The organism is Variovorax sp. EBFNA2, assembly GCF_033802765.1.
GTDB classification, from domain to species: domain Bacteria; phylum Pseudomonadota; class Gammaproteobacteria; order Burkholderiales; family Burkholderiaceae_C; genus Variovorax; species Variovorax paradoxus_H.
This window is the reverse complement of the sequence record NZ_CP138497.1, coordinates 721,789-746,328: the sequence shown is the minus strand read 5'-3', so window position 1 is coordinate 746,328 and position 24,540 is coordinate 721,789. Positions and strand designations below refer to the sequence as shown.

The following is a 24,540-nucleotide window of genomic DNA, read 5'->3' as shown; positions in this document are numbered from 1 at the left end:
CTTGAAAGAAGCTGCATGAAATTCTGTCGATTCGACGACGACCGCCTCGGCCTGATCGAGGGCAATGAGGTGTTCGACATCACACCCGCGCTGGACGCGTTGCCTGTATTGCGGTGGCCGATGCCGCTGGGTGATCCGCTGATCGCGCACCTGCCCACGTTAATGGAAGCCGCGCGCCTGGTTCCGCGCAGCGTCCGGCCGTACAAGCTGTCGCAGGTACGGCTTCACAGCCCGATCACCAACCCGAGCAAGGTGATGGCAGCCCCCGCCAACTATCGCCTTCATGTAGAGCAGGACACCAAGGATGCGGGCGTGGACCAGGGCGTGCACCGCAAGGCCCTCGAAGGCGTGGCGCGTCCTGCTGAGACATACGGGCTGTTCCTCAAGGCCACGTCGGCCATTTCCGGCCCTGCAGAGGGCGTGAAGATTGTTCTTCCCGACCGGCGTACCGACCACGAACTCGAACTGGGCGTGGTGATCGGCAAGGCGGGCCATGCCATCTCGCGAGCCGATGCCATGTCGCATGTCGCGGGCTACTGCATCGGCCTGGACATGACAGTGCGCGGGACAGAAGACCGCAGCTTCCGGAAGTCACCCGACACCTACACCGTGCTGGGCCCTTGTTTTGTCACTGCCGACGAGATCGCCGATCCCCACGCACTGACGATATCTCTCTGGGTGAACGGAGAACGGCGCCAGCACAGCTCGACAGGCGCGATGACCATCGACATCCCGGACCTGATCGTGATCGCTTCGCGCCTGTACACGCTGCACCCAGGCGACGTGATCCTGACCGGAACGCCCGAAGGCGTGGGGCCGGTGGTGCCCGGCGACGAGATTCGCGCGGCCTGCGAAGGCATCGGGGAGATGACACTACAGGTTTCCAGCCACCCCTAGAGATGCCCATGCCCAGGTCTCCCACTGCCGCACGCCCCCGCCGTACCCAGGCCGAACGCACCCAGTCGACGCAGCGCAAGCTGATCGACGGTGCTATCGACCTGCTGAAGAAAAAGCGATATGCAAGTTTTCGCATCGCCGAAGTGGCCGAGCATGCGGGCGTGTCCAAAGGCGCACAAACACATCATTTTCCATCGAAGGACATGCTGGTACTGCAGGCGCTGGAAGAGGTCTATCGACGAACGCAGCAGCACGCGCTGGAACGCATCGCGGCCGGTCGCGATGCACCTGAGCAATTGCTGGAACAGTTGGTTGCCGACAGCCGGGAGTTCTTTTTGGGCGACGATTTCCTGCTTTCTCTCGACCTGATGATGGTAGACCCCGGTTCCACGCTCGGCAGCGACGTGAAACGACTGGCACAGCAATATCGCCTGCCGGTGGAACAGGCCTGGCTGGACGCATTGGTGGACGCCGGTCATCCCGCTCGCCAGGCCAAGGACGTGGTTCGCCTCACCTTCGCGATTGCACGCGGCTTCGGTGTCAGGCAGCTCATCGCGGGTTCCGACGAGGAGTTTCAGCACCTCATGGATTCATGGATGCGCATGGCCCAGGCAATGCTCCTGCTCTCGGCAGATGCGGCAACAGGCGTGCGCGCCTGCGACGCTGTTCCCCGCCGTCCCTCCAAAGCTGCGCCCTCGCGGCCTGCTGGCAAGAGACGCCCCACTTGAGCGGCGGCACGTCCGCGCACGCAAGAAAGACCACATGACAGCTTCTTCCCGCGCATTCCCCAGCCGCCGCGCAGCCCTGCTGCAGATCCTCGCCACTGGATTCGGGGCATCTGCCCATCTACCGATGCACGCGCAGCCGCTTTCCGCACGTCCTATCAAGGTGGTGGTGGGCAGTCCGCCAGGAGCGCTGGGCGACGTGATCGCCAGACTCATGGCTCTGAAACTGGGGGAGGCGCTGGGTCAGCCGGGTATCGTGGATAACCGCGCGGGGGCCAGTGGGGCCATTGCAGCCCAATATGTCGCCAGGGCGCCGGGCGACGGCCACACTCTGCTTGTGGCGCCCGATGCAGTGATGGTCGTGAACCCTTTCACCTTCTCCAAATTGCCCTACGACCCGATCAAGGACTTCCGTTCCATCGCGTTGTTGGGCAAGGCCACGCTGGTGCTATTGGTCAGCCCCGCGCTTAAAGTTAAGACTTTTGCCGATTTCATCCGGCTCGCGAAAGCCAAGCCAAAAACCATCAACTTCGGCAGCGGCGGCCCGGGCCACCCTTCTCACATGGCAATGGAGCTGGTCGCAAAGCGTTTGGGGCTACAGATGACGCATGTACCCTACAAGGGCACGTCACTTGCGTTGCAGGGCCTGATGGGCGGCGACGTCGATGCGGTGATCGTCAGCATGGCCGAGGCGATGCCGCAGGTGAAAGCTGGCCATGTGATCCCGCTGGCAACCAGTGGACCAGCCGCGAAAGAAGTGTTTCCCCAACTGCCGGAGTTCAAGGAATCGCACACCGATCTGGACATCACGGTATGGTTTGGCATGTTCAGTGCCGCGTCTACACCCACCGACGTCGTGCGAAGGCTGAACGCGGAAATCAACAAGGCGCTGGCACGGCCGGACGTGGCCGCGCAACTTGCCGGCTACGGCTTGACGGCGACCCCCGGCGCTCCGTCGGTGCTGAATGACCTGATGGTCGCCGACCGTGCGCGCTTTGGTCCGCTGGTGAAAGCGCTGGGCATCACAGCGAATTGAACAGCCTGCGAATAGGGGACAGGATGGCGCATATGAAGGTCTGGCAGCCAGATCATCGGCACAGTGGCTCAAGCACGCCCGGCTTGGACACTGAGCCATGCGCATGCAGGCGAGTTCGTCGGCATCTTCGGCCTTCCCGATGACCGGCCTGGCGCTGGTCCGGCATCACCTGATGGGTGAGTGGCCGTGCTGCTGACCGTCGGACTCAACCGGTTCCTGTCGCGCACTGCGCCTGCCTCGTGCTGCACTCGGTGAGCGAGTCGTCCGAGTCAACGGATACGCAAGGCTGCCCGGAGTGATGTTCGCTTCCTGGCGGCGATCGCTGCTCCCGCGCTGCCTGGCGGGCGCATACCTCCTGGCGGAGTCAAGGGAGTGGTCGCCGGCCACGGCGGCATCGCCCTGACGGCGACCACGTTTGCCACCCGAAGGCCGAGTCGCGTGCTGTTCGGAGGCGTCTTGATGCTCGGTCTTCACTTGCGGACCAGCGGGGTCGACGTGTCGTCGCAGTTCTTCAGCACGCCCAGTACCTCGGACCGATCGTGGCGCTGGTGCAATCGGTGACCATCGAAATCTTGAAATGAACACGGTTGTGATTCACCCTTTCTGATTCTGGGTTGAAAATTGTCAACGGCAGTCAACATTCTTTCCGTGAGGATCTGCGAATGACCTACGACCAGATTAGCTTCCGTTTCGCAGTCCCGGCCAGAAGGGGGGCGCGAGTCCAGCTTCAAGGACGGCGTGGGGCCGTCGTAGGAGTGCGCGGATGGATGGTGAAAGTGCGATTTGATGATTCGAGCTTCTCCTTCCCCTACGATCCCAAGGAACTTGAATGGCTCGAGACCTTGACTCCGGGGCCCGGCAAGGTGAGCCTCGAAAGATAGAGAGCGCACAAGCCGAAGGCGGCATTCCATCTTTGCCGGTCGCACTCTGTTCGTGCGATGTCGGCGAACTGAGTCCCTGGCCATTGGTGCAACGTTTTCGGTGGCCGAGTGCCGATCTGCACACTGTGATGCTTGATCCGCGGAAATGGCGAAAGCGAACAGCGCGATGACGTCGATCATGAGGGGCGCTGCCGCGTCGCGGGGGGTGGGCAGGTCGGTTGCACGCGCACCCGGTGTCCGGCGACTTCAGGTCTGGGAGCGTCTGCATGAGCGTGCGACGTTGCGGATGCAACCTCAGCGACTCGCCGTTGAGACGACTACCAAGCTGTCGACCAGGAGCGTTGAGGTTTTTCGGGTAACCGTGCTGCGAGAATGGAAGAACGGTTGAAGCGGGCCTCTCGCTGGGCAGCTGATTTCGAGGAGGGATGTTGACTATGCGAGCGTTCGGCATCTTCTTGCGTTCCACACGGAATCGAATCACGCAGGAACGCGCTACGCTGTTGGGCAGCATGCCCATCAATAATGCGCACCTCACGTGAAATCGGAATTTTGTGAACTATTTCGCAATGTCATTCCGTATTGGGTGTTGGCGCCAAAGCACTGCGGGGCACGCGAACACAGTTTTCTGCACGTCATCCAGGAGCCGTTGATCTACAAACTCATTACGATGAACTGCAAGGCAATATCTTCCAAGGTTGGAGTTGGACTGCTTTGGGGTTTCATTTTCACCGCCGCGTCTGTGGCGTCCGCCCAGACGCCAAAGTACGCAACCGAAGAGCAGATTTTTGTAGCCGCGATCGTCTCTCCGGACTCGATTCGACAGATTCTTCTAAGGCTAGTTGGTATCTGCGCACCCTACAGCCCCCTACTGCGAACAACGGGAGAGCAGGAATTTCGTGCGTGGGAGGTCCGCCATCAACGCTATCTCGACGAAAGTCGCTCTGTCTTGCTTGAGTTGGAGGCTCGATATGCAAGCCCGTCTGTTGACCCCCGCACTAGGCAGGCATTGAAGGATATGCTTGAGGTTTCGGCGCCAAAAATCATTGATGCCCAATATCAATCGGCTATCGCTCCGATCATGGCGGCGGCATCGCCAGTCGAAAAGATGGCGGTATGCCGCTCATACGTGCAGTCCATCGCCAGTCGCGAGTGGGATCTGGGTGCGAATGATCCTGTGCTTGCAGAGTTCTTTGATACACGGATCAAGAAGCACAACAAGTAAGACATGCTTCCCGGCACCCAGAGTGCCGGCGCTAATGCGTGCCAGCAGCTCCGGAAGCAATGGTGCATCGCCAATGGTGTTATCCGTGATCGCGATGGCACGAATGCACTTGAAGGTCAGGCAGGGATGACGCCCCGCGCTGCGACGCTCAGAACCAGTCTGAGCTCATCCGCAACGTCGTGTCATCGGCGGACGCCAACAGCGCGAGCATGGGGCCGACCTTGGGCAACTCCCAGCGGAAGAAGAAGCGCGCGGCCTGGCGCTTGCCGGCGTAGAAGCCGGCGTCGTCAGCGACCGCGTTCGAGGAACCCGCCTCGGCGACCTGCGCTTGCTCCAGCCAAATCCAGGCCATGACGATGTGGCCGAGCGCCTCGAGAAAGACACTGGCGTTGGCCAACGTGAGGTCGAGGTCTCCCAGCGAATGAAGCCGGTGAATGACGGCCTCGATGCCGTCGAGGTGCTGCAGGAGCTGCGCACCCCATCCGGCCATTTCCGGGGCCTGCGAGTCCGTGGCCGCACCGGTGCGTAAAACACTGGCTTCGATGCGGGTTCTCAAAAGGGCGAGGCCGTGGCCCCCATTGGGCCCGACCTTGCGGCCCAACAGGTCGAGCGCCTGGATGCCGTGCGTACCTTCGTGGATCGAATTGAGTCGGTTGTCGCGGTAGTACTGCTCGACGTTGTAGTCGCGCGTGTAGCCGTAGCCGCCATGCACCTGGATCGCGAGGTCGTTGGCCGCCAGGCACCACTGCGAGGGCCATGATTTTGCGATGGGAGTGAGAAGCTCCAGAAGCATATTGGCGTCCTCACGCTGCGTGCTGGTTGGCGCTGTCTTCACGTCGTCGAGTAGGCGGGCGCAATACAGCACCAGCGCCAAGCCGCCTTCCACATAGCTCTTCTGGGCCAGCAGCATGCGGCGCACGTCCGCATGGTCGATGATGGGCACCTGCGGCGCTGCGGCATTCTTGCCCTTGGGGGGGCGGCCCTGCGGACGGTTGCGTGCGTAGTCCAGCGCATGCAGGTAGCCCGCGTAACCGAGCATCACTGCACCCAGACCGACGCCCACGCGTGCCTCGTTCATCATGTGGAACATGCAGCGCAGTCCCTCGCCCGGCTGACCTATCAGCCAGCCGATGGCGCCTGCGGAGCCGCGCGGCGCATGGCGGCCTTCGCCGAAGTTCAGCAAGCAGTTGGTGGTGCCACGAAAGCCCATCTTGTGGTTGAGGCCCGCCAGTGTGACGTCGTTGCGTTCGGCCGGCCCCTCCGCATCTGCCAACAGCTTCTTGGGTACAAGGAACAAGGAGATGCCCCTGGTTCCGGGTGCCAGTTGCCCGTCGGCACCGGGAATCTTGGCCAGTACCAGGTGCACGATGTTCTCCGACAGCTCATGGTCGCCGCCGGAGATCCACATCTTGCTGCCGTGCAGCCGATAGCTGCCGTCGGGTTGCTGCAGCGCGCGTGTGCGGATGTCGGAGAGCGACGAGCCCGCCTGCGGCTCCGACAGGCACATGGTCCCGAAATACCGGCCTTCGAGCATGGGGCGGACCCAGCGGTCGATGTGTTCCGCGTCTGAATAGACGATCTGCAGGTTGGCGTTGCCGATGGTGAGCATGGCATAGCCCGTCGCGCTCACGCTGGCACCGTGGAACCACGCCATGCACGCTTGGCTCAGCAGCATGGGCAGCTGCATGCCGCCCAAGTCGGTATCGTGCGACGCGGCCATCAGGCCCGCATCGCAGAACGCGCGCAGGGCTGTGGCGAGTTCGGGGGGCGTGTGCACGCGCTCGCCGTCAAACGTGGGCTCCTGCGCATCGAGGATCTTGTTGATCGGATAGAAGACCTCCGTCGCGATCTGCTCGCTGAGGTCTAGCGCCGCGTCGAAGGTCTCGCGCGAATGATCTGAGTAATGTTTGCGTTGGATCAGCGCCCCGGCATCGAGCCACTCGTAGAGCACGAAGTCCAGGTTGCGGCGCGACAGGATGCGCGAGGGTAGGGTGAGCGTTTCCATGAGTGTTCAGGTGGTGGCGCGGCCGTTCAGCCTTGACAATACGGTGCAAAGGTGTCGGGAGGGACGGGACCGAGTCTCCGTTTCTGCTCCGCCTGCATCAGCTCGTTACCTCGAACAGGCCGGCCGCACCCATGCCCCCGCCCACGCACATGGTGACCACCACGTACTTGACGCCGCGCCTGCGGCCTTCGATCAACGCGTGACCCACGAGGCGTGAGCCCGTCATGCCGTAAGGATGGCCGATGGAGATGCCGCCGCCATCGACGTTGTAGCGATCGGGGTCGATGCCGAGGCGGTCGCGGCAGTAGAGCGCCTGTACGGCGAATGCTTCGTTGAGTTCCCACAGCCCGATGTCCTCGATGCGCAGGCCGTGCAGGCGCAAAAGCTTGGGAATCGCGAGCAGGGGGCCGATGCCCATCTCTTCGGGCGCACAGCCGGCCATTGCCATGCCGCGGTAGATGCCCAACGGCGAGAGGCCCCGCTTCTCGGCCAGCGTGCGTTCCATGAGAACGCATGCCGACGCGCCATCAGACAACTGGCTGGCGTTGCCCGCTGTCACCGTGCCGCCTTCCAGTACCGGACCTAGTTGGGTCAGTGATTCCCGCGTTGTGTCGGGGCGGTTGCCTTCGTCGCGCGCCAAGCTCACGTCGCGAAACGAGATCGTCTTCGTCTCTTTTTCCGTCACTGCCATGGTGGTGCGGATGGGGACGATCTCCGCATCGAACCGGCCGGCCTGCTGGGCCGCTGCGGTGCGGCGTTGCGACTCGAGGGCGTAGGTGTCTTGCGCCTCGCGCGAAACGCCATAGCGCTTCGCCACGAATTCCGCAGTCTGCAGCATGGGCATGTAGGCATGCTCAGCGTGTGCCACCACACGCGGATCGATCTCGGAACTGGCCCATTGAAAGTACGGTGCTTGCACGGCCGAGATGTTCTCGTGGCCACCGGCAAGCACCACGTCCATGCCGTCTACCATGACCTGTTTGGCAGCCGTCGCGATGGCCATGAGGCCCGAGGCGCACTGGCGGTCGAGCGTCTGCCCGGATACTTCCACGGGAAGTCCGGCGGCCAGAAGCGCATTGCGCGCGAGGTTCATGCCGGCCGTGCCGGCGCACAGCACGGTGCCCATCACCACATCTTCGATCTCACCGGGCTCGACGCGGGCGCGCTCGACGGCCGCCGCAATGGCGTGCGCCGCGAGCGACGGCGATTTGATGTGGTTGAGCGAGCCCTTGTACGCACGGCCGATCGGCGTGCGGGCCGTGGAGACGATGACGGCTTCTCTCATAGTGTTTTCTCCAGCTGAGCAGGAATGGTCCAGTAGCCCCAAGCGTTGCCGCTGCGGGCCGCGTAGTACTGCACGCGCTCAACGATGCGTGCCCGACCGATGCGACCGGCCATATACATCGGGCCGCCGCGATGGTCAGGGAAGCCGTAGCCCGCCGTCCAGACGATGTCGATGTCGCTGGCGCGGTAGGCGATGCCCTCTTCGAGGATGCGGGCGCCCTCGGCCACCATCGGGTAGAGCAGGCGCTCGACGATCTCCGCGTCGGTGATGTCCGTGCGGCGCGCGATGCCAAGTTGTGCGGCCAGGTTTTCGGCCAGGTGCGTCGTCTCCGGCTCTGCCACCGGCGTCCGGCCTTCGTAGCGGTAGTAGCCCGAGCCGGTCTTTTGGCCGTGCCGGCCCTGCTCGAACAGGCGACGCACGATCGGCCGGTACGCGAGGTCGAGCATCGGACCGTCCTCCTTCTCGCGTTCGATAAGTGTCTTGGCGGCAACGTCCAGACCCGCCATATCCAGCATGCGGCACGGGCCCATGGCCATGCCCAGTAGCGCTGGGTTCTCGGCGGCGGCGTCGATCTGCGCCGGCGCCGCGCCTTCGAGCAGCAGCAGCTCCGTCTCCCGCATGTAGACCTCGGCCATGCGGTTGCCGATGAAGCCGTAGCAGACGCCAGAGACAACGGCGACCTTGCCCAGCTGAGACGACAGTTTCATCACTGTGGCCAGTGCGTCGGGGGCCGTGCGCGTACCTCGGACCACCTCCAGCAGCCGCATCACGTGCGCGGGGCTGAAGAAGTGCATGCCCAGAACGTCCTGCGGCCGTCCACTCGCTGCAGCGATGACATCGACGTCGAGCGTCGAGGTGTTCGTGGCGATGATCGCGCCGGGCTTGCAGACTTTGCCCAGCCGCGCGACCACGTCCATCTTGAGCGCCATGTTCTCGAAAACGGCTTCGATCACAAGGTCGCAGTCGGCGATTTGGGCATCGTCCAGCGTGCCCTGGATCAACGCCATGCGCTGCGTCACTTGCTCTGCGCTCAACTTGCCGCGCGCCGCGCTGGCGTCATAGTTCTTGCGGATCAGCGACAGGCCGCGGTCGAGCCCTGGTGCCGACACCTCCAGCAGCACGGTCGGGAGGCCGGCGTTCGCCAGCGTCATGGCGATGCCGCCACCCATGGTGCCCGCGCCCACCACGCCGACCTTGCGGATCGGCCGTAGCGCAAGGTTTTTCGACAAGCCGGGAATCTTGTTGGCCTGGCGTTCCGCGAAAAACAGGTGTCGCAACGAGGCCGATTCGGGCGTCGCGATCAGCTCGGTGAACAGTTTGGCCTCCAGAGCTTCACCCTGCGCGAAAGGCTGCGTTGCCGCAGCCTGCACCGCACGCACGATAGCGCGCGCAGCGGGGTAGGGCGCTTTGCGCGTCGTGGCCTCGTGTAGGGCGTTCTCGAACAGGCCTTCGGGGATGCTCGCCGGGCTGACGCCGAGAGCGCTCAGTCGCCGGGGCTGCGCGCTGCGGTGCAGCAAGCGCTGTGTGTAGGCCAGGCCGGCGGCGAGCGCCCCACCTTCGGTGGCCTCTTCGACGATTTCGTCGACGATGCCAGCATCACGCGCGGCATGGGTGCCGAGCATGCGTCCGGTCTGGATCATTTCAAGCGCCCGTTGCGCTCCGACCAGCCGCGGCAAGCGTTGCGTGCCGAGCGAACCCGGCAAGATGCCCAGTTTGACTTCGAGCAGGCCCACGCGCGTCCCAGGTAGCGCCGCGCGGTAGTGGCAGGCCAATGCAAGCTCCAGGCCGCCGCCAAGCGCGGTGCCGTGCAACATCGCGACGACGATGCGGCGTGAGTGCTCGATGCGCGCCAGCGCGGCGTTGAGGTGTACCGGGCTGAAATGGCGATGTCGGCGCCGGCCACGAAGGAGCGGCCTTCGCAATGCAGCAGCAGGGCGTTGAGCCCGGCATCGGCCTCGAATGCCGCATGGGCGTTGGCAATTCCGTCGATGACGGCCGCAGACAAGGCATTGACGGGCGGGTTGGCGATGCGCATCACGCCAATACGGCCGTGCCGCTCAAATGAAACAGGTTCTGTCATGGGGGAGTCGCTTCTTCAACTGGCATGCAAAAAATGGGAACGTGCGAAATCCGAGGCCCGGTGGAGCCTCTCGGTACAACCTCGGCGCGTTCATGGCTTGGCGGGCAGGGCGCGTGCGCGGTAGGGCTGGAGCACGTGGCGCAACAGCTCAAGAAAGCGGTCCTTCTCGCGCCTTAGCATCTCGACCTCTCCGCCAATGCCCAGCGCCATCGGCGGCTGGCTGGGCGGGGTCGGCAACTCGACGGCAATCACCCCTGCGTGCGGATTGACGGTGCCTTCGGTGTACGCATAGCCGTCATGCCGGATCTTGTCGAGTTCCTTAAGCAGGTCCCCCACCTGCAGGCGCAGCGCGGGCTCTTCCTCCGCGTTGATGCGCCAGAGCAGCTGCTGCACCTCTACATCGCTCTTGCGGCTGAGCAGGATTCGCCCCGTGGCCGAGCGGCACAGGGGGCGCAGGGAACCGGGCTTGATGTACCAGGCCGGCCCGTCCTGCCGCGACGACTGGGCTAGGTGGATGTACTGCACGTAGATATCGTTCTGCATGCCCAGAATGACGGCCTGGCCGCCGCTGGCGGCGTGGAGCTCGTCGATCAGGAGCGACAGGCTGCGCTGGCTGAACAGCTGGTCCTGCACCCAGCCGCCGAACAGCGCGACTCGCAGGGTCGGCACGTACAGCCGCTCGTAGCGGTCGTAGTCGAGGTAGCCCAGTCGCGTCAGGCTCTTGAGCAGCGCTGAGGCGCTCGACTGCGGGTAGTCCAGCCCGCGCACGATATCGGTGACCGACAGCGGCCTGCGGCACTCCGCAAAGTACTCGAAGAGCTCCAGTACGCGCTTGGCGGACTTGATGACGCCGGCGAGCTCGCGACCACCCGCATCGAAATTGGCCTGCTCCTCGCCGGCGGGTTCGGGCTTTTTGGCCATCGCTTTCCGCTCACATGCCGTAGAGGTCGGCCCGGCTCAGAATGCCGCTGCGCAGCAGGCGAACCGTTGCGACGTCCACCATCGCGCCGTCTACCTGGATCGCGCCCGAGCCCGCCGCCTCAGCGGCAGCGTATTCGGTGACGAGCCTGCGTGCGCTGGCCACTTTGTCGGCATCGGGGCTGAAGACCTCCTTGGCGAGCGCGATCTGGCTGGGGTGGATAGCCCACTTGCCCACGCAGCCCAGTGTTCCCGCACGGCGGCATTCTTCGCGGTAGCCATCGCTGTTGCGGAAGTCAGCATAAGGGCCATCGACCGGGTCGAGCCCTGCTGCGCGGCATGCCATCACGAGGCGAAAGCGTGCGTAGTGCCACATGTCGCCCGGATAGCTGGCGTTGCTGCCAATGACGGCATCGAGGCTGATGCCCATCGAGGCAGAAAAGTCGCCCATGCCGAAGATCAGGCATTCCAGCCGGTCGGTCGAGCGTGCGATCGAATCGATGTTCTGCATGCCCTCGACTTCCTCGATCAGCGCTTCCAGGCCGATGCGGCGTTCGAGCTTGAGCTTTTTTTCCATCATCGAGAGAAGCCGGTCGGCGAACAGGATGTCCGCCGCGCTGGTGACCTTGGTCATCATGATCGTGTCGAGGTTGCGGCCCGCGCCTTCGACCACTTCGATGATGTCTTCGTAGGCATACTCGGTCGACAGATCGTTGATGCGCACGCAGCGCACCTTCTTGCCCCAGTCGAGCGTGTTGAGCGCCTCGACAATTTTGCCGCGCGCCGCCACCTTCTGGTTCGGGGCGACCGCGTCTTCGAGATCGAGGAACACGTGGTCGGCATCGCTGGCAGCGGCCTTGGCCATCATCTTCTCGGAAGAGCCGGGGGTGGAAAGCTGGACGCGACGTGCGCGGCGCGGACGGATATGGGCCATTTGGGTTCTCTCTTCTTTTCAACCAATGATTCGTTCTGCGCGCAGGCTCTCTGCCTGCTCGATGCCTACGCCGATCTCGCGCAGGATTTCGTCCGTGTGTTCACCGAGCATCGGTGCGCGGCTGGCGATGCGCCCGGGCGTCTCGGTCATCTTGAGCGGAATGCCGGCGATGGCGACTTGGCGGTCCACACCTGGGTGGTCCACCTTGAGGATCATTTCGCGCATCGCGAAGTGCGGGTCTTCAAGGATTTCGGCAACATTGTTGACCGGACCGAACGGAATCTTTCCACCCAGCACGGCGGCCAGTTCCTTCTTGGTGCGCTGCATCGTGTAGAGCTCCAACTGCTCGTAAACAAACGCGTTGTTGGCGACGCGCGCGGCCGCCGTAGCGGTGCGCGTGTCGGTCGCCAGATCGGGGCGATCGATGAGCCCGGCGAGCTTGACCCACCAGGCGTCGAAGTGCGCCGCGAGCGTGACGAAGCCGTCCTTGGCGCGGAACAGGCCGAAGGGCGAGAGCAACGGGTGGCGGTTGCCCTCCGGGTGCGGAATCTCGCCCTGGAACGAGTTCTGGTGCACGGTGCGCTCGCACAGCGCCAACACCGCATCGACCATCGAGACGTCCACGAACTGGCCCTTTCCCGTGCGCGCGACGCGCAGCAGCGCCGATGAAATTCCGAAGGCGCAGAGGGTGGCAGGGAAGAGGTCGCCCACACCGGGGCCGACCTTCAGCGGCGTGAAGCGGTCGGGGCCATTGATCTGCATGAGGCCTCCCATTGCCTGGGCAACGACATCGAACGCGGGCCATTCCGAATACGGACTATTTCCTGTCCGCGGATCGCCGAAGCCGCGGATGGCGGCGTAGACAAGGCGCGGGTTGCGTTCGCGCAGCGTCTCATAGGAAAGTCCCAGCCGGTCCATGACGCCGGCGCGGTAGTTCTCGACCACCACGTCGGCGCTGTCCGCCAGCTTGAGCGCAATGTCGCGCGCGGCAGGGTCCTTCAGGTTCAGCCCGATCGAACGCTTGTTGCGATTCACGGAGGCGAAGTAACCGCCGAACGCGCGCAGTTCGTCCTCCGGCCGGAACGGGCCCGCGCCACGGCTGTCCTCGCCTTCCACAGGCTCGATCTTGATCACTTCCGCACCCTGGTCGGCGAGAAGCTGCGTGCAAAAAGGGCCAGCCAGCATCTGCGTGAAGTCGATCACGCGGATGCCGTCGAGCGCGCCGAAACCGGTGGCGGCCATCAGCGCTCCCCCCAATGCGAGCGGCGCTTCATCAGCACAGTGCGCTCGCCTTCGAAGACGATGCCGCCGTCCTGCTTGGTGCCGTAGTGCTTGAAGCGCACGATGCCAGCGTCATCGCGGTCTGCCGGCTGCACCTCCAGCACTTCTGTATAAGCTGTAAGCGTATCGCCGTGGAACACGGGACCCTGCAGGCGGATCTTGTCCATGCCGATTTCGGCGATGGCATTCTCGGCCGTGTCCTGGCTCGCCAGGCCGATGAACATCGAGATGTTGACGCCGCCGAACGACAGGCGCCTGCCGGCCGGGTGGCTCTTCATTACTTCCTCGTCGAAGTGCCCCGACGCGGTGTTCATCACCAGGTTTGTGATGAGCACCTGCTCGAGCGGCTCGAGCGTCTTGCTGCGCACGTGCTTGATCACCTCACCGACGGTGAAGTCCTCGAAGTAGTTATCGCGTTCGGTCAATTGCCCGAGTTTCATGATTTGCCTTTCATTGCTTGCCGAGCAGGCGGTCCGAGATGATCCGTAGCTGGATCTCGGAGGTGCCTTCGAAAATCTTGGTCAGCCGTGCGTCGCGCCAGTAGCGCTCCACGGCGTGCAGCGTCGTGTAACCCGCACCGCCATGGATCTGCAGGCCTTCGCTTGTCACGCGTTCGGCCATTTCGGTCGCGAACAGCTTCGACATCGAGGCCTCGAGGTCGCAGCGGCCGCCGGAATCGATCTGCATGCACACGAAGTAGTTGAGCTGGCGTGCAGCCTCTATCTCGGTGGCCATCTGCGCCAGCTTGAAGCGGATCGCCTGAAACTTGCCGATGGAGGAGCCGAACTGTTCGCGCTCGTTGGCGTAGACGATCGAGTCGTCTAGCGCGCCGCGTGCCAGGCCGATGGCGCGGGCCGCCGTGTGTGCGCGCGCCTTCTCCAGGCCTTGCGAGGCGAGGTAAAAGCCCTCGCCTTCCTCGCCGAGCAGTGCATCGGCAGGCACACGAAATTCGTCGAACGACAGCTCCCAGGTCTTCCAGCCGTGATAGCCGATCTTGGGGATCGGGGCACCGTTGATGCCCTTGGGCAACTCGCCGCGCTTCTTGGGGATCAGGAAGGCCGATAGGCCCTTGTGCTTCCTGCCTTCGGGCGCGGGGCTCGTGCGGGCGATCACGACAAGGTAATCCGCGCCATCGGCGAAGGTGCACCAGTACTTGTTCCCGTGGATCACCCACGACTCGCCATCGCGCCGTGCGCGGCAGCTGATGTTGCCGATGTCCGAGCCAGCGTTGGATTCCGACATGGCGAAAGCGCCCAGCCATTCGCCGCGGGCGACGCGCGGCATTAGATCCTTCTTCTGTGCGGAACTGAGCTTCTCCATGCCCGGCAGGTTGTTGGCGCGAGCGATGATGGAGGCCACGCTCATCCAGCCGCGCGCCAGTTCCTCGGTGACCAGGCAGTACTCGAAGACGCCAAGACCCAGGCCGCCGTATTGTTCGTCAATGAGGATGCCGAAGTAGCCCATCTCGGCCATCTTCTCGCGCAGCGACATCGGGATTTCGCCCTTCTCGGGGTCGAGCTTGTTGGCGACCGGAAGCACTTCGCGCAACGTGAACTCGCGCGCCTGCGCCTGAATAGCGCGCCGCTCGTCGGTCATGAATGACGAGATCATTGCCCGGTGTCCTGTGTGGCGTCTCGCAGGAACACCAGGTTTGAGCGCTTGAAATCGCAGACCAACTCGTCGCGTTGGTTGAAGCCCTGCGTATGCCATCCAACGATACCCATGCCCTTTTTGCTCCCGGACAGGCGCCGCTCGATCACAGTGGAGCGGGCGAAGATGGTGTCGCCAGGGTAGAAAACGGCGGTGTGCCGCAGCTCGTTCACGCCCAGGAAGGCCGTGCCGTGTTCGCTCAGGTCCTGCACCGAGAGGCCGAACACCGTGTTAAACACCAGCAGCGGGTTGACGGGCGTGTCGCGGTGCCCCATCTGCTTGGCGAACTCGATGTTCGTGTACTGTGGATTGAAGTGCAGAGTGAGCGTCGTGAAAAGCGCGTTCTCTGCCTGCGAGACCGTGCGGCCCCAGTGATGGACGAAGACCCGTCCGATATCGAAGTCCTCGTACCAGAAGCCCTTGTTCCGGGGCTTGGCGCGCGCAAGAATGTCCTGGCTCATGAATGTGTTCCGCTGGGTTGCTTGAGCATGGACATCAGCGAGCCGATGTCCTCGATTTTCTCGATCTCCGCAAGCGCGCGGAGGATGGTCTGGGCGTGTCGGATGCCCACGATGGGCACGGTGAGCGCCATGAACTTGCGCTCCAGCTTCATGCGCTGACGACGCAAGTCGGTGTCGGGGATGCCGCTGTCGTAGCGCATGGCCAGATCGCGTCCGTCGCGCGTGCGCACGCGTGCTTCCGCGAGCATGTAGGGCCAACCTGCCGGCATGAAGCGAACCGACACGCGGTCGCGCAAGGCAATGAGATCAGCACGCTGTGCGGTGGCATCCGAATAGGTGGCCGGAGCGGAGGTGTCCTCTCCCGCGATGGCGAGTGCGGCGTTCAGGCGGATGCTGAATTTCGCTTCGAGTCCCGTGCGTGGTGCGCGGATGTCGCACATGCGCTGCGCGCCGGACTCCACGTCGATTTCGATGCACTCGATGTCGGAAGGCGTCAGTCCGTGCTGGCGCGCAATGGCGGATACGGCCTCGATCGCTGCGTGCGTGCCGTAGCAGGCCGAGTGGTACTTGAAGAGGTTGTGGTGCAGGTGACTGCCGCCGGCGGGTGTCGCAACGGCGGCCTTGGCATCGGGCGTGGGCGTGGTGGCGGCGCCGAAGCCTTGCGGGGCTTCCAGCAGATCGGCCCGGCCCGTAAAGCCGCGTGCGGCCAGCTGCGCTCCGACGACACCGTTTTCGGCCGCCTTGCCGGCATGGAATGGCTTGCACATCGTCCCGAACTGCGCCTTCTGGCCGCCCGCCTGCGTGCCGGCAATGCCCAGCGCAACAGCTGTGGCGTCGGCGTCCAGGGCCATGAGGGTGGACGCAGCGTAAGCCGCGCCGAAGCTTCCCATGGTGCTGGTGCCGTGGAAGCCGAGCTCGTAGTGCGCACGGCCGACGTATTGACCGACCATTCCGGTGATCTCGTAGCCTGCGGCGAATGCGCGCAGCAGGGCGTCTCCGCCCAAGCCGCGTGCCTCTGCGATGGCCAGCGCGGCCGGCAGAACCGCTGCGGTCACGTGCCCCTGAGCTGCTACGTTCGCGTCGTCGTAGTCAATCGCGTGGCCGGCGGCGCCGTTGATCAGTGCGGCCTGGCGCACGCTTGCCGATGACCCGTCGCCTACCAACGTTGCGACGGCGTTGCCGCCATCCTCGCGGGCCTGGGCTCGCAGCAGCCGCACAAGCGGCTCTCGTGAGCCGGCCAGTGTGACGCCGACCCAGTCGAGCACGCATTGACGTGCGAGTTCCCGCATGTCGTCACGGAGGGGGGTTTGCGCAATCGACCGTGCCCTCGCCACGAGCGCAGATGTGAGTGAGGTCTGCTCGTTGGTCGTCGCAGCGGCGATGGATTCGGATGTCGCGGACACGTTTGTCTCGTTCGGTTCTTGTGATCGAACTATGCGACAGGACACCACCGTCGCGCTATACGTGGACCGAAGACAGCACATACGTGATGCGACATCGTCAGTCGCGCAAAACGGGCTGTCTGCGGGTTTTCCCCTGAGCCGCATCACGTATGTGCTGTCTGTGCGTGGAGTCTTTACAGGCTATTGCGACTCCGCAAATACTGCGCCGGCCTTGGCTTCAACCTCGGACAGACGACATAAGAAACGACCCACGTGGGTGGGTACCAAACGGAGACAAGTCATGTATCGAAAGAACGATTCCGGGACGCCGGCCGTCACGCTCGAGCGGCTCGTGACCGCCGCTTCCAACCGGCGCACCATCCTCCGATGGGCGGGCGCAGGTAGCGCGGGGCTGTGGCTTGGCACGGCGATGGCGCAACCCGCGCAGCCTCTGAAGATCGGCATGGTGCGCCCGCTCACCGGGCGATTCGCGTCCTCGTATGCGCCGCTCTTCGCCCCGGCGCGCGTGGCGGCCGAGGAGATCAACGCGGCGGGCGGACTCCTCGGACGCAAGATCGAATTCGTTGATGCAGACGACGACGGTTCGCCCGCCAAGGAGCCGGCGGTCATGCGCAAGCTTCGCGAGGCCGGTGTCAACATCGTCGTTGGGCCGGTCGGCACGTCACAGGCCGTGTCGGCGCTGCAGGTTTCCACCGCAGAGAAGATGCTGCATGGCACAGGTGCCTACGCAGTTGATGTGGTCGATGGCAACAAGTATCCGTACCACTACCAGTTCAACTACAACACGAAGCAGCAATCAGCGGCGATCGTGGAGATGCTGGTCAAAGGTATGAGCCAGCAGAAGATCGGCATCCTCCACGAAGTGAGCGGCTGGGGCGAATCACTGGCCGCCCAGGTGATCGAACGACTCAAGGCGCTCGGCATCACCCCCGTGGGCGTCGAATCGTTCGCATTGGGCGCGGTGGACACACGCAACCAGTTGCGCAACCTGCAACGTGCGGGTGCGACTGCGCTGGTCGCTGGTTGCTCCATTGTCCCCAGCGCCGTGCTGTTTCTCAACGGGCTCAAGAGCCTTGCCTGGTATCCGCTCGTCGCCGGAGGCAACGGTTTTCACAGCGAGACTTTGCTCGATGTCTTGCCGCCCGAGGGCACTGACAAGGTCTATGCGACCTATCTCAAGAACTTCAGCTACACCGCGAGCAAACCGATCGGTGAGCGAGAAGCTGCCTACGCAAGGAAGCTGGCGGCGTACCCCGAAGTGAAGGGGCAGGAGCCCAATGCCGTCGTGTCGCCGTTCTACGACTTCCTGCATGTGCTGAAGGTGGTCTCCGAAAACCTCAAATCGGTGGACCCGGTCGTTCTCAAGCGGGGCTTTGACACGCTGAAAAACTACCGCGGCATGAGCGGTACGCTTTCCCTCTCGCCAGAGAATCACTGTGCCGTCCCTGACGAGGCCGTGACGCTGGTGAAGATTGCCTCGGCGCGCGACCCGCGCGCCATGGCGTTCTTCCGCGAACGGCCGTTTGACTAAGGCCAAGCCGTGTTCACCGACATCCTGATCACGGGACTGCCTGCTGGTTGCCTGTATGCGCTCGTTGCTGCGAGCTTCAACATCCTTTATCGGCCCACCAATGTCTTCAACTTCGCGCAGGGCGACTTGGTCATGCTGGGCGCGATGCTCTTCGTGATGTTGACGACCATCGGCTGGATGCCCTGGCAACTGGCGCTGCTGCTCGGCATCGTGGGCGTAGGGCTGATCGCCGTCGTGATCGAGCGCGTCGCGGTGGCCCCGCTGCTGCGGCGCTCCACCCACGGACATGGCTGGATCATCACGACGCTCGCGATCTCGATGATCGTCGCGAACGTGGCGGGCAAGGTTTGGGGGGCCGACCCGGTGGCGGTGTCGGCGCCGTTCGGGTTGGGCACCGAGCCCATCGACATGGGAGGGCTGCTGATCCCGAGCTACCAGATCGCACTGGTCGCGCTAACGCTGGTGCTTATCGCTGGCATCGAGGCGCTCTATCAGACGCGGATGGGCCGCGCCGTGCTCGGCGTGGCGGAAAGCCGCGACACCGCGCTGCTGCGCGGCATCAACCCGGCAACGCTGAGCGTGTGGTCGTTCTTTCTTGGCGGCGCGCTTGCCGGACTTACCGGCTATCTGGCCGCGCCGATCCTGTTCGCCTCCACGTCGCTGGGGGCCGGCCTGTTGCTCAAAGGGTTCGCGGCGGCTGCGCTCGGGGGGCTCGGAAGCAACCGGGGCGCGCTGGTCGCGGGCGTGGTGATCGGCCTCACGGAGAGCACCAGTTCATCCTTCCTGCCAGCGGGCTACCAGAACGCGGTCATCCTTGCGGTCGTGTTGACGGTGCTGCTGCTGCGTCCCCAGGGAATCTTTGGAAACATCCATGCACGCGCTGTTTGACCATCCCGCCGATGCCGGCGCTGCCCCCCGCGATCGCCATCGCATCGCGATCGGAACCCTGACTACACCTATCGCTGTCGGGCTGCTGGCGCTCTTGCCGATGGTGATCGATGGCCAATTCCTCGTGTTCCAGGCCACGCAGGCCTGCATCTACATGATCGTGGCGATGGGCCTGAACTTCGTGGCCGGCTATGCGGGCCAGACCTCGCTGGCGCAGGGCGCGCTGGTGGCCATCGGGGCCTACGCCTCGGCGCTGTTGATGGTCAAGCTGCAGCTTTCATTCTGGATCGCGGCACCACTGGCTATGGTCCTCACAAGCGCCGTGGGAGCGCTGGTCGCGCTGCCAGCGCTTCGTCTCTCCACCTGGTACTTCGCGCTGATCTCGCTCACCTTTGCGTCGGTGGTCGGCGAGCTGATCGTCGAGTGGCGACCGCTAACGGGCGGGTTCACTGGCATTGTGGGAATCCCACGTCCCATGCTCTGGGGATACACGTTCACGGATCACGGCCTGTACCTGCTGGCGCTGGCCATGACGGGGGTGACGTTCATCGTGCTTCGCAATCTGCTGAACTCCCGTTTCGGACGGGCCATGGTGGCTGTGCGCGATAACCCGCTCGCGGCAAAGTCCTCGGGTGCGTCGCTGCTATCCATGAAGATGTTCGCGTTCGTGGTCAGCGCCGCGCTCGCCGGACTCGGCGGTGCGCTCTTCGCCGTCCAGAAGTCGGTGATCTCGGTGGATGACTTCGGTACGGACTTCTCGATCTTCTTCTTGCTGATCATGGTCGTGGGTGGTGCCGGTCGGCTCTGGGGACCGATTATCGGCACGCTGGTGTTCTTTCTCGTGCCGGAGTTGCTGGGTGCGCTGGCGTCGTGGCGCATGCTGGTCTATGGCGTGCTTTTGATCCTGCTGATGCTGTTCGCGCCGGAGGGTGTCGTGGGCGGCATTGAGACGCTGCTGAGACGGCTCCGAGGTGCCGAGAAGCCATTGGACGCTGCGGCTGCGCCCGGCATCGCAGAACGTGTTTCGATCGTCGGTGCAAGGCTTTCCGTGACCGACATCAAGAAGCGCTTCGGTGGCGTACAGGCACTCGACGGCGTCGGATTGATGGCAGCGGCGGGCACCACGTACGCCATCGTCGGGCCGAACGGTTCCGGCAAGACCACCTTGCTCAACCTCATCTGCGGCCTGGTTCGGCCCGATGGCGGGGCCGTGCTGCTCGACGAAGTGCCTTTGCGCGGAAAACAACCGCACCAGCTGGCTCGCGCCGGTGTCGGGCGGACATTCCAGACACCCAAGCTCCTGGGGGACATGACACTTCTCGACAATGTCCTGCTTGGCGCCTATGCCGGAGAGAAGGCCAACGTTGTCGAGGTGGCGCTGCGCTTGCCGCGCGCCCGTCGCGAGGACAAGCTGCTGCGCGCGCGTGCCATGCGCTACCTGGATTTCGTGGGGCTTGCAGGAAGCGCGGATCGGATTGCAGGCGAGATTCCGCACGGGCAGCAGCGGTTGCTCGAGATCGCGCGTGCTCTGGTTGCACAGCCACGTCTGCTGCTGCTCGACGAGCCGGCTGCGGGACTGTCGATGTCCGAGCTCGATCGGCTCGCCGCGCTGATCCGGGAGATCGCAGCGCAGGGAACGACGGTGGTGATAGTGGAGCACCACCTTGAGCTCGTGGGCGAGATCAGCGATGCGGTGACGGTCCTCGATCGCGGGCGGGTGCTGACTGCGGGGACGGCGGCCGACGTGTTTAGCCATCCTGAGGTGCTCGACGCCTATATGGGCCGTGCGAAAGGTGTGTCGCCATGATCGATGCGCTCGCCATTTCCCATCTGTGTGTGGGCTACGGCCATGTCGGCGTGCTCGAGGACGTCTCGCTGTCGGTCCGGCAGGGCGCGATCACTGCGCTGCTCGGCAGCAACGGCGCCGGCAAGACGACGCTTCTGAAGGCGGTTTCCGGCCTCTTGAAGCCTACCGGCGGGTCGATCACTTTCCTCGGCGACGACATCACAGCCGCGCACCCGAACCGCATCGTGCGCGCCGGCCTGACTCAGGTGCCTGAGGGGCGTGGACTGTTCAGGCAGCAAAGCGTGCGTGCCAATCTCGACCTGGGACTTTACGGATGCGGTCTGTCGAAGCGTGAGGAGCGCGACCGGCTCGACCAGGTCCTGGGCCTGTTCCCGGTGCTGGCGGAGCGGATCAACTCGGTCGCCGGCGTTCTGTCGGGCGGCCAGCAGCAGATGCTGGCCATCGGTCAGGCGCTGATGAGCTCTCCCAAGCTGCTGATGCTCGACGAGCCGTCCCTTGGGCTGGCGCCGGTCATCGTCACGCAGGTGATGGACACGCTCGTGCGCCTGCGCTCGGAGGGCACGACGATTCTTCTGGTCGAGCAGATGGTCGAGCGAGCGCTCGAGATCGCCGACTACGCCTACGTGCTGCAAAGCGGGCGCGTGATGGGCCATGGCACGCCTGGCGAGCTCGCCGGCGGCGAGCTGATTTGCGCGGCCTATCTCGGATCGGCAACGACACGCACACACGAACACGCGGGGGGCGCGGGGGGCGCGGCTGCTGCCATTTCATGACTCGCACAAGAAGGAAAAAACATGATTGATACCGATCTGTCGGGCAAGGTCGCCGTGGTGACCGGCGCGGCGCGCGGCATGGGCCGTGCGTTTGCGCACCGGCTCGCTGCGCTTGGCGCCGACGTGGCGGTGTTGGATCTTGACTTGCAAGGCGCTGCCCAATTCAACGAGAAGCTCGATGCTGAGAGCGTGCCCGCCGAGATCATCGCCATGGGCCGCCGCTCGATCGGCGTGCAGGTCGATCTGTCCGACCGCGCCGCTGCTACCGCCGCGGTCCGCGAGGTGGAGGCAAAGCTCGGCCGCATCGACATCCTCGTGAACTGCGCGGGCGGCCTGATCACGCCGATGGAGCGCAGCGCCGCGTCTATCACGCCCGACGAAGACATCCGCAAGTCTTTTGCCGTCAATTTCGACAGCATGCTGTTCTGTTGCCAGGCTGCCATCCCCGGTATGCGTGCGAGGGGCGGTGGCGTGATCGTCAACCTGTCTTCGCAGTCGGGGGTGAGCGTGTACCCGGGCGGCGTGATGGCCGCGTACGCCGCGGCCAAGGCGGCCGTCACGCACTACACGCGCTGCCTGGCGGCCGAGGTGGGCCCGTGGGGCATCCGCGCCAATTGCATCTCGCCCGGGATCATCATGACCTCGCGCGTGGCGGCGCAGGCGGCCGCACGGTCGGTCGGCTCCGACGCGCAGGCCCAGGCGTTGCCCCTGCGCCGTCTCGGCACGCCGCAGGACTGCGCGCGCGCACTGGAGTTCCTGGCGACCGACCTGTCCGACTACGTGACGGGCCAATGCCTCTGCGTGGACGGCGGTGCCGTGCTCTCGCCGAGCTGACCTGATCTGGAGAACCCGATGGACGAGACAATCAAGCAGCAACTCCTCGAGTTGGCGGGCGGACGTGATTACGATCCCGATGCCCTCAAGCGCAAATACATGGAAGAGCGGGACCGACGCGTACGCTCCGAAGGAAACGGGCAATACGTCGCCACCAAGGGCCTGTTCGAGAACTTCGGCCGCGACCCATGGGTTGCACCGGAATTCCGGCGAGAGCCGGTCGTCGGGCACACCGAAGTCATCATCGCAGGCGGCGGCTTCGGCGGGCTCTTGGCGGGTGCACGCCTGCACGAGGCCGGCTGCCGCGACATTCGCGTGATCGAGATCGCCGGCGACTTCGGCGGTACCTGGTACTGGAATCGCTACCCCGGCGCCATGTGCGACCTCGAGGCTCACATCTACCTACCCTTGATCGAGGAGCTGGGCTACGCGCCCAAGCACCGCTACTCGTACGCGCCCGAAATGCTCGACGTCAGCCAGCAGATCGGTCGTCGCTACGGGCTCTATGAGAAAGCACTGTTCCAGACCACCATCACCGATGCGCATTGGCTCGATGACGAAGGTCATTGGCAGATCGAAACGAATCTCGGCGACCGGTTGACCTGCGATGTGTTTGTGCTTGCCTGTGGCCGCCAGAGCCTGCCCAAACTTCCGAGCCTGCCCGGGGTCGACAAGTTCACGGGCCACGCATTTCACACCAGCCGCTGGGACTACGACTACACCGGCGGCGACTTCAACGGCAACCTCACGGGCTTGGCCGACAAGCGCGTGGCCGTGATCGGGACCGGCGCGACCGCTGTGCAGGTCGTGCCCGAGATCGCGAAGTACGCCAAGGAACTGCTGGTCTTCCAGCGCACACCCACATCCGCCGGCGTACGCGCGCAGTACGAAACGCCGCCGGACTACGTGGATCTCAAACAGCCTGGCTGGCAGCGCGAACGCCGCTACAACTTCCAGGCGCTGATCTCCGGGCTTCCGCAGGACTGCGATCTGGTGCACGACGGCTGGACCGAACTGACCGCGGCCATCACGCCGCCCAAGCGCGACGTGGTCGCCGCCAAGCTCGGGCGCGAGCCGAGCAAGGCTGAGCTCAAGTATCTTGCCGAGCTCTACGACTATGACGTGATGAATCGTCTGCGCGAGCGGGTGGCCGAGGTCGTGAAGGATCCGGAGACCGCCGAGGCCCTTATGCCCTGGTACCGCTGGTTCTGCAAGCGCCCGGGCTTTCATGACGATTACCTCGAAGCCTTCAACCGGCCCAACGTGAAATTGGTGGACACCGGTGGCCGCGGTGTCGAGCGCCTCACCGAACGCGGCGTGGTGGTGGATGGCGTGGAGCACGGCGTGGATTGCCTGGTCTTCGCCACCGGCTTCGAGGCGGGCATCTCGTTCACCCGACTCACCGGTTTCGAGATTCACGGCCGCAATGGCGTCGCGTTGAGCGATCACTGGCGCGCCGGGGTGCGCACCCTGCACGGTCTGACGACAGACGAGTTCCCGAACTGCTTCTTGCTGGGGGGCAACCAGCAGTCCGCGTCCGCTGTCAATGCGGTGCATCTGCTCGACGAGCAGGCGCAGCACGTGGCGTACATCTACCGCACGATGCGCGCGTGCGGCATCGCGCAGGTCGAGCCATCTGCCGAAGCGGTCGATGCGTATGTGCGCCTCATCCGTTCGTCACCGACCAACGATGCGCTCGTGGACTATTACTACGACTGCACGCCCGGCTACTACAACATGGAAGGCCGAGCCAAGCGCAGCGAAGATATTTTCTTCGGCGGCCGCTACGGCGACGGGCCAATTCCGTTCTTCAACATGCTTGCGGCGTGGCGAGAGGAGGGGGGGATGCAGGGCTTCGTCGCCGACCGCGCAGGCGCTCCGGCCTCCGAGGCGTCGCGAGGTTTCGTCGGCAACATCATTTCTTGAGAC

The 24,540-nt window shown here is 64.2% G+C and carries 21 protein-coding genes; 11 read left to right on the top strand and 10 right to left on the bottom strand.

The features are described 5' to 3' along the window. Positions 1 to 15: 15 nt before the first annotated feature. The 4 genes from RZE79_RS33910 (at position 16) to RZE79_RS33895 (ending at position 4,761) form a co-directional block, all read left to right on the top strand. Entirely contained in the window at positions 16 to 897 is an 882-nt protein-coding gene (locus RZE79_RS33910; protein ID WP_319361821.1) for a fumarylacetoacetate hydrolase family protein, read from the top strand. 8 nt (positions 898 to 905) lie between these two features. After that, positions 906 to 1,625 carry a TetR/AcrR family transcriptional regulator gene (locus tag RZE79_RS33905; protein WP_319361820.1) on the top strand — a complete coding sequence of 240 codons (720 nt, stop codon included), beginning with the start codon at positions 906 to 908 and terminating at the stop codon, positions 1,623 to 1,625. A gap of 34 nt (positions 1,626 to 1,659) precedes the next feature. Continuing rightward, positions 1,660 to 2,658, top strand: a complete 999-nt coding sequence (locus RZE79_RS33900; RefSeq protein ID WP_319361819.1) for a tripartite tricarboxylate transporter substrate binding protein — start codon at positions 1,660 to 1,662, stop codon at positions 2,656 to 2,658. A 1,416-nt stretch (positions 2,659 to 4,074) separates the two neighbouring features. Then, on the top strand, positions 4,075 to 4,761 hold the full coding sequence (locus RZE79_RS33895) for a hypothetical protein (RefSeq protein ID WP_319361818.1): 687 nt from the start codon (positions 4,075 to 4,077) through the stop codon (positions 4,759 to 4,761). 148 nt (positions 4,762 to 4,909) lie between these two features. Here RZE79_RS33895 and RZE79_RS33890 read toward each other — a convergent pair whose 3' ends face one another. From RZE79_RS33890 to RZE79_RS33880, 3 genes are all read right to left on the bottom strand, one after another. Next, a complete protein-coding gene (locus RZE79_RS33890; protein WP_319361817.1) occupies positions 4,910 to 6,766 on the bottom strand; it encodes an acyl-CoA dehydrogenase in 1,857 nt (618 codons plus the stop codon). A 97-nt stretch (positions 6,767 to 6,863) separates the two neighbouring features. Further along, positions 6,864 to 8,051 carry an acetyl-CoA C-acyltransferase gene (locus RZE79_RS33885; RefSeq protein ID WP_319361816.1) on the bottom strand — a complete coding sequence of 396 codons (1,188 nt, stop codon included), beginning with the start codon at positions 8,049 to 8,051 and terminating at the stop codon, positions 6,864 to 6,866. Then, positions 8,048 to 9,973 (bottom strand): 3-hydroxyacyl-CoA dehydrogenase NAD-binding domain-containing protein, encoded by a 1,926-nt coding sequence (locus tag RZE79_RS33880; protein WP_319361815.1) that lies wholly within the window; start codon positions 9,971 to 9,973, stop codon positions 8,048 to 8,050. Before RZE79_RS33880 ends, RZE79_RS33885 begins: the two co-directional genes overlap by 4 nt. Between RZE79_RS33880 and RZE79_RS33875 the strand changes: the two genes are divergently transcribed. Next, positions 9,973 to 10,116, top strand: coding sequence for a hypothetical protein (locus RZE79_RS33875; RefSeq protein ID WP_319361814.1), 144 nt, complete (start codon positions 9,973 to 9,975; stop codon positions 10,114 to 10,116). The two genes, RZE79_RS33880 and RZE79_RS33875, sit on opposite strands and share 1 nt — an antisense overlap. Before the next feature lie 105 nt (positions 10,117 to 10,221). Here the strand turns inward: RZE79_RS33875 and RZE79_RS33870 are convergent, their stop codons facing one another. The 7 genes from RZE79_RS33870 to RZE79_RS33840 are packed head-to-tail and all read right to left on the bottom strand — an operon-like array spanning position 10,222 to position 16,778. Further along, positions 10,222 to 11,052 (bottom strand): helix-turn-helix domain-containing protein, encoded by an 831-nt coding sequence (locus tag RZE79_RS33870; protein WP_319361813.1) that lies wholly within the window; start codon positions 11,050 to 11,052, stop codon positions 10,222 to 10,224. A gap of 10 nt (positions 11,053 to 11,062) precedes the next feature. Then, entirely contained in the window at positions 11,063 to 11,983 is a 921-nt protein-coding gene (locus RZE79_RS33865; RefSeq protein WP_319361812.1) for a CoA ester lyase, read from the bottom strand. An 18-nt stretch (positions 11,984 to 12,001) separates the two neighbouring features. Then, a complete protein-coding gene (locus tag RZE79_RS33860) occupies positions 12,002 to 13,225 on the bottom strand; it encodes a CoA transferase (protein WP_319361811.1) in 1,224 nt (407 codons plus the stop codon). Continuing rightward, entirely contained in the window at positions 13,225 to 13,704 is a 480-nt protein-coding gene (locus RZE79_RS33855; RefSeq protein ID WP_319361810.1) for a MaoC family dehydratase, read from the bottom strand. Before RZE79_RS33855 ends, RZE79_RS33860 begins: the two co-directional genes overlap by 1 nt. A 10-nt stretch (positions 13,705 to 13,714) precedes the next feature. Beyond that, positions 13,715 to 14,875: an acyl-CoA dehydrogenase family protein gene (locus RZE79_RS33850; RefSeq protein ID WP_319361809.1), complete on the bottom strand. Its 1,161-nt coding sequence runs from the start codon at positions 14,873 to 14,875 to the stop codon at positions 13,715 to 13,717. Continuing rightward, entirely contained in the window at positions 14,872 to 15,375 is a 504-nt protein-coding gene (locus tag RZE79_RS33845) for a MaoC family dehydratase (RefSeq protein WP_319361808.1), read from the bottom strand. The genes RZE79_RS33850 and RZE79_RS33845 overlap by 4 nt, the downstream gene beginning before the upstream one ends. Beyond that, on the bottom strand, positions 15,372 to 16,778 hold the full coding sequence (locus tag RZE79_RS33840) for an MmgE/PrpD family protein (protein WP_319361807.1): 1,407 nt from the start codon (positions 16,776 to 16,778) through the stop codon (positions 15,372 to 15,374). Before RZE79_RS33840 ends, RZE79_RS33845 begins: the two co-directional genes overlap by 4 nt. Before the next feature lie 280 nt (positions 16,779 to 17,058). Here RZE79_RS33840 and RZE79_RS33835 point away from each other — a divergent pair, with 280 nt between their 5' ends. From RZE79_RS33835 to RZE79_RS33810, 6 genes are read left to right on the top strand one after another with little or no spacing between them, the layout of a single operon-like run. After that, complete coding sequence (locus tag RZE79_RS33835; protein ID WP_319361806.1) at positions 17,059 to 18,309, top strand: ABC transporter substrate-binding protein; 1,251 nt, start codon at positions 17,059 to 17,061, stop codon at positions 18,307 to 18,309. A 9-nt stretch (positions 18,310 to 18,318) separates the two neighbouring features. Beyond that, a complete protein-coding gene (locus RZE79_RS33830; RefSeq protein WP_319361805.1) occupies positions 18,319 to 19,197 on the top strand; it encodes a branched-chain amino acid ABC transporter permease in 879 nt (292 codons plus the stop codon). Beyond that, entirely contained in the window at positions 19,181 to 21,004 is a 1,824-nt protein-coding gene (locus RZE79_RS33825; RefSeq protein ID WP_319361804.1) for a branched-chain amino acid ABC transporter ATP-binding protein/permease, read from the top strand. Before RZE79_RS33830 ends, RZE79_RS33825 begins: the two co-directional genes overlap by 17 nt. Then, positions 21,001 to 21,777 carry an ABC transporter ATP-binding protein gene (locus tag RZE79_RS33820; RefSeq protein ID WP_319361803.1) on the top strand — a complete coding sequence of 259 codons (777 nt, stop codon included), beginning with the start codon at positions 21,001 to 21,003 and terminating at the stop codon, positions 21,775 to 21,777. The genes RZE79_RS33825 and RZE79_RS33820 overlap by 4 nt, the downstream gene beginning before the upstream one ends. A gap of 21 nt (positions 21,778 to 21,798) precedes the next feature. Beyond that, positions 21,799 to 22,611: a glucose 1-dehydrogenase gene (locus RZE79_RS33815; protein WP_319361802.1), complete on the top strand. Its 813-nt coding sequence runs from the start codon at positions 21,799 to 21,801 to the stop codon at positions 22,609 to 22,611. 18 nt (positions 22,612 to 22,629) lie between these two features. Beyond that, positions 22,630 to 24,537, top strand: a complete 1,908-nt coding sequence (locus RZE79_RS33810; protein ID WP_319361801.1) for an NAD(P)/FAD-dependent oxidoreductase — start codon at positions 22,630 to 22,632, stop codon at positions 24,535 to 24,537. Positions 24,538 to 24,540: the final 3 nt, after the last annotated feature.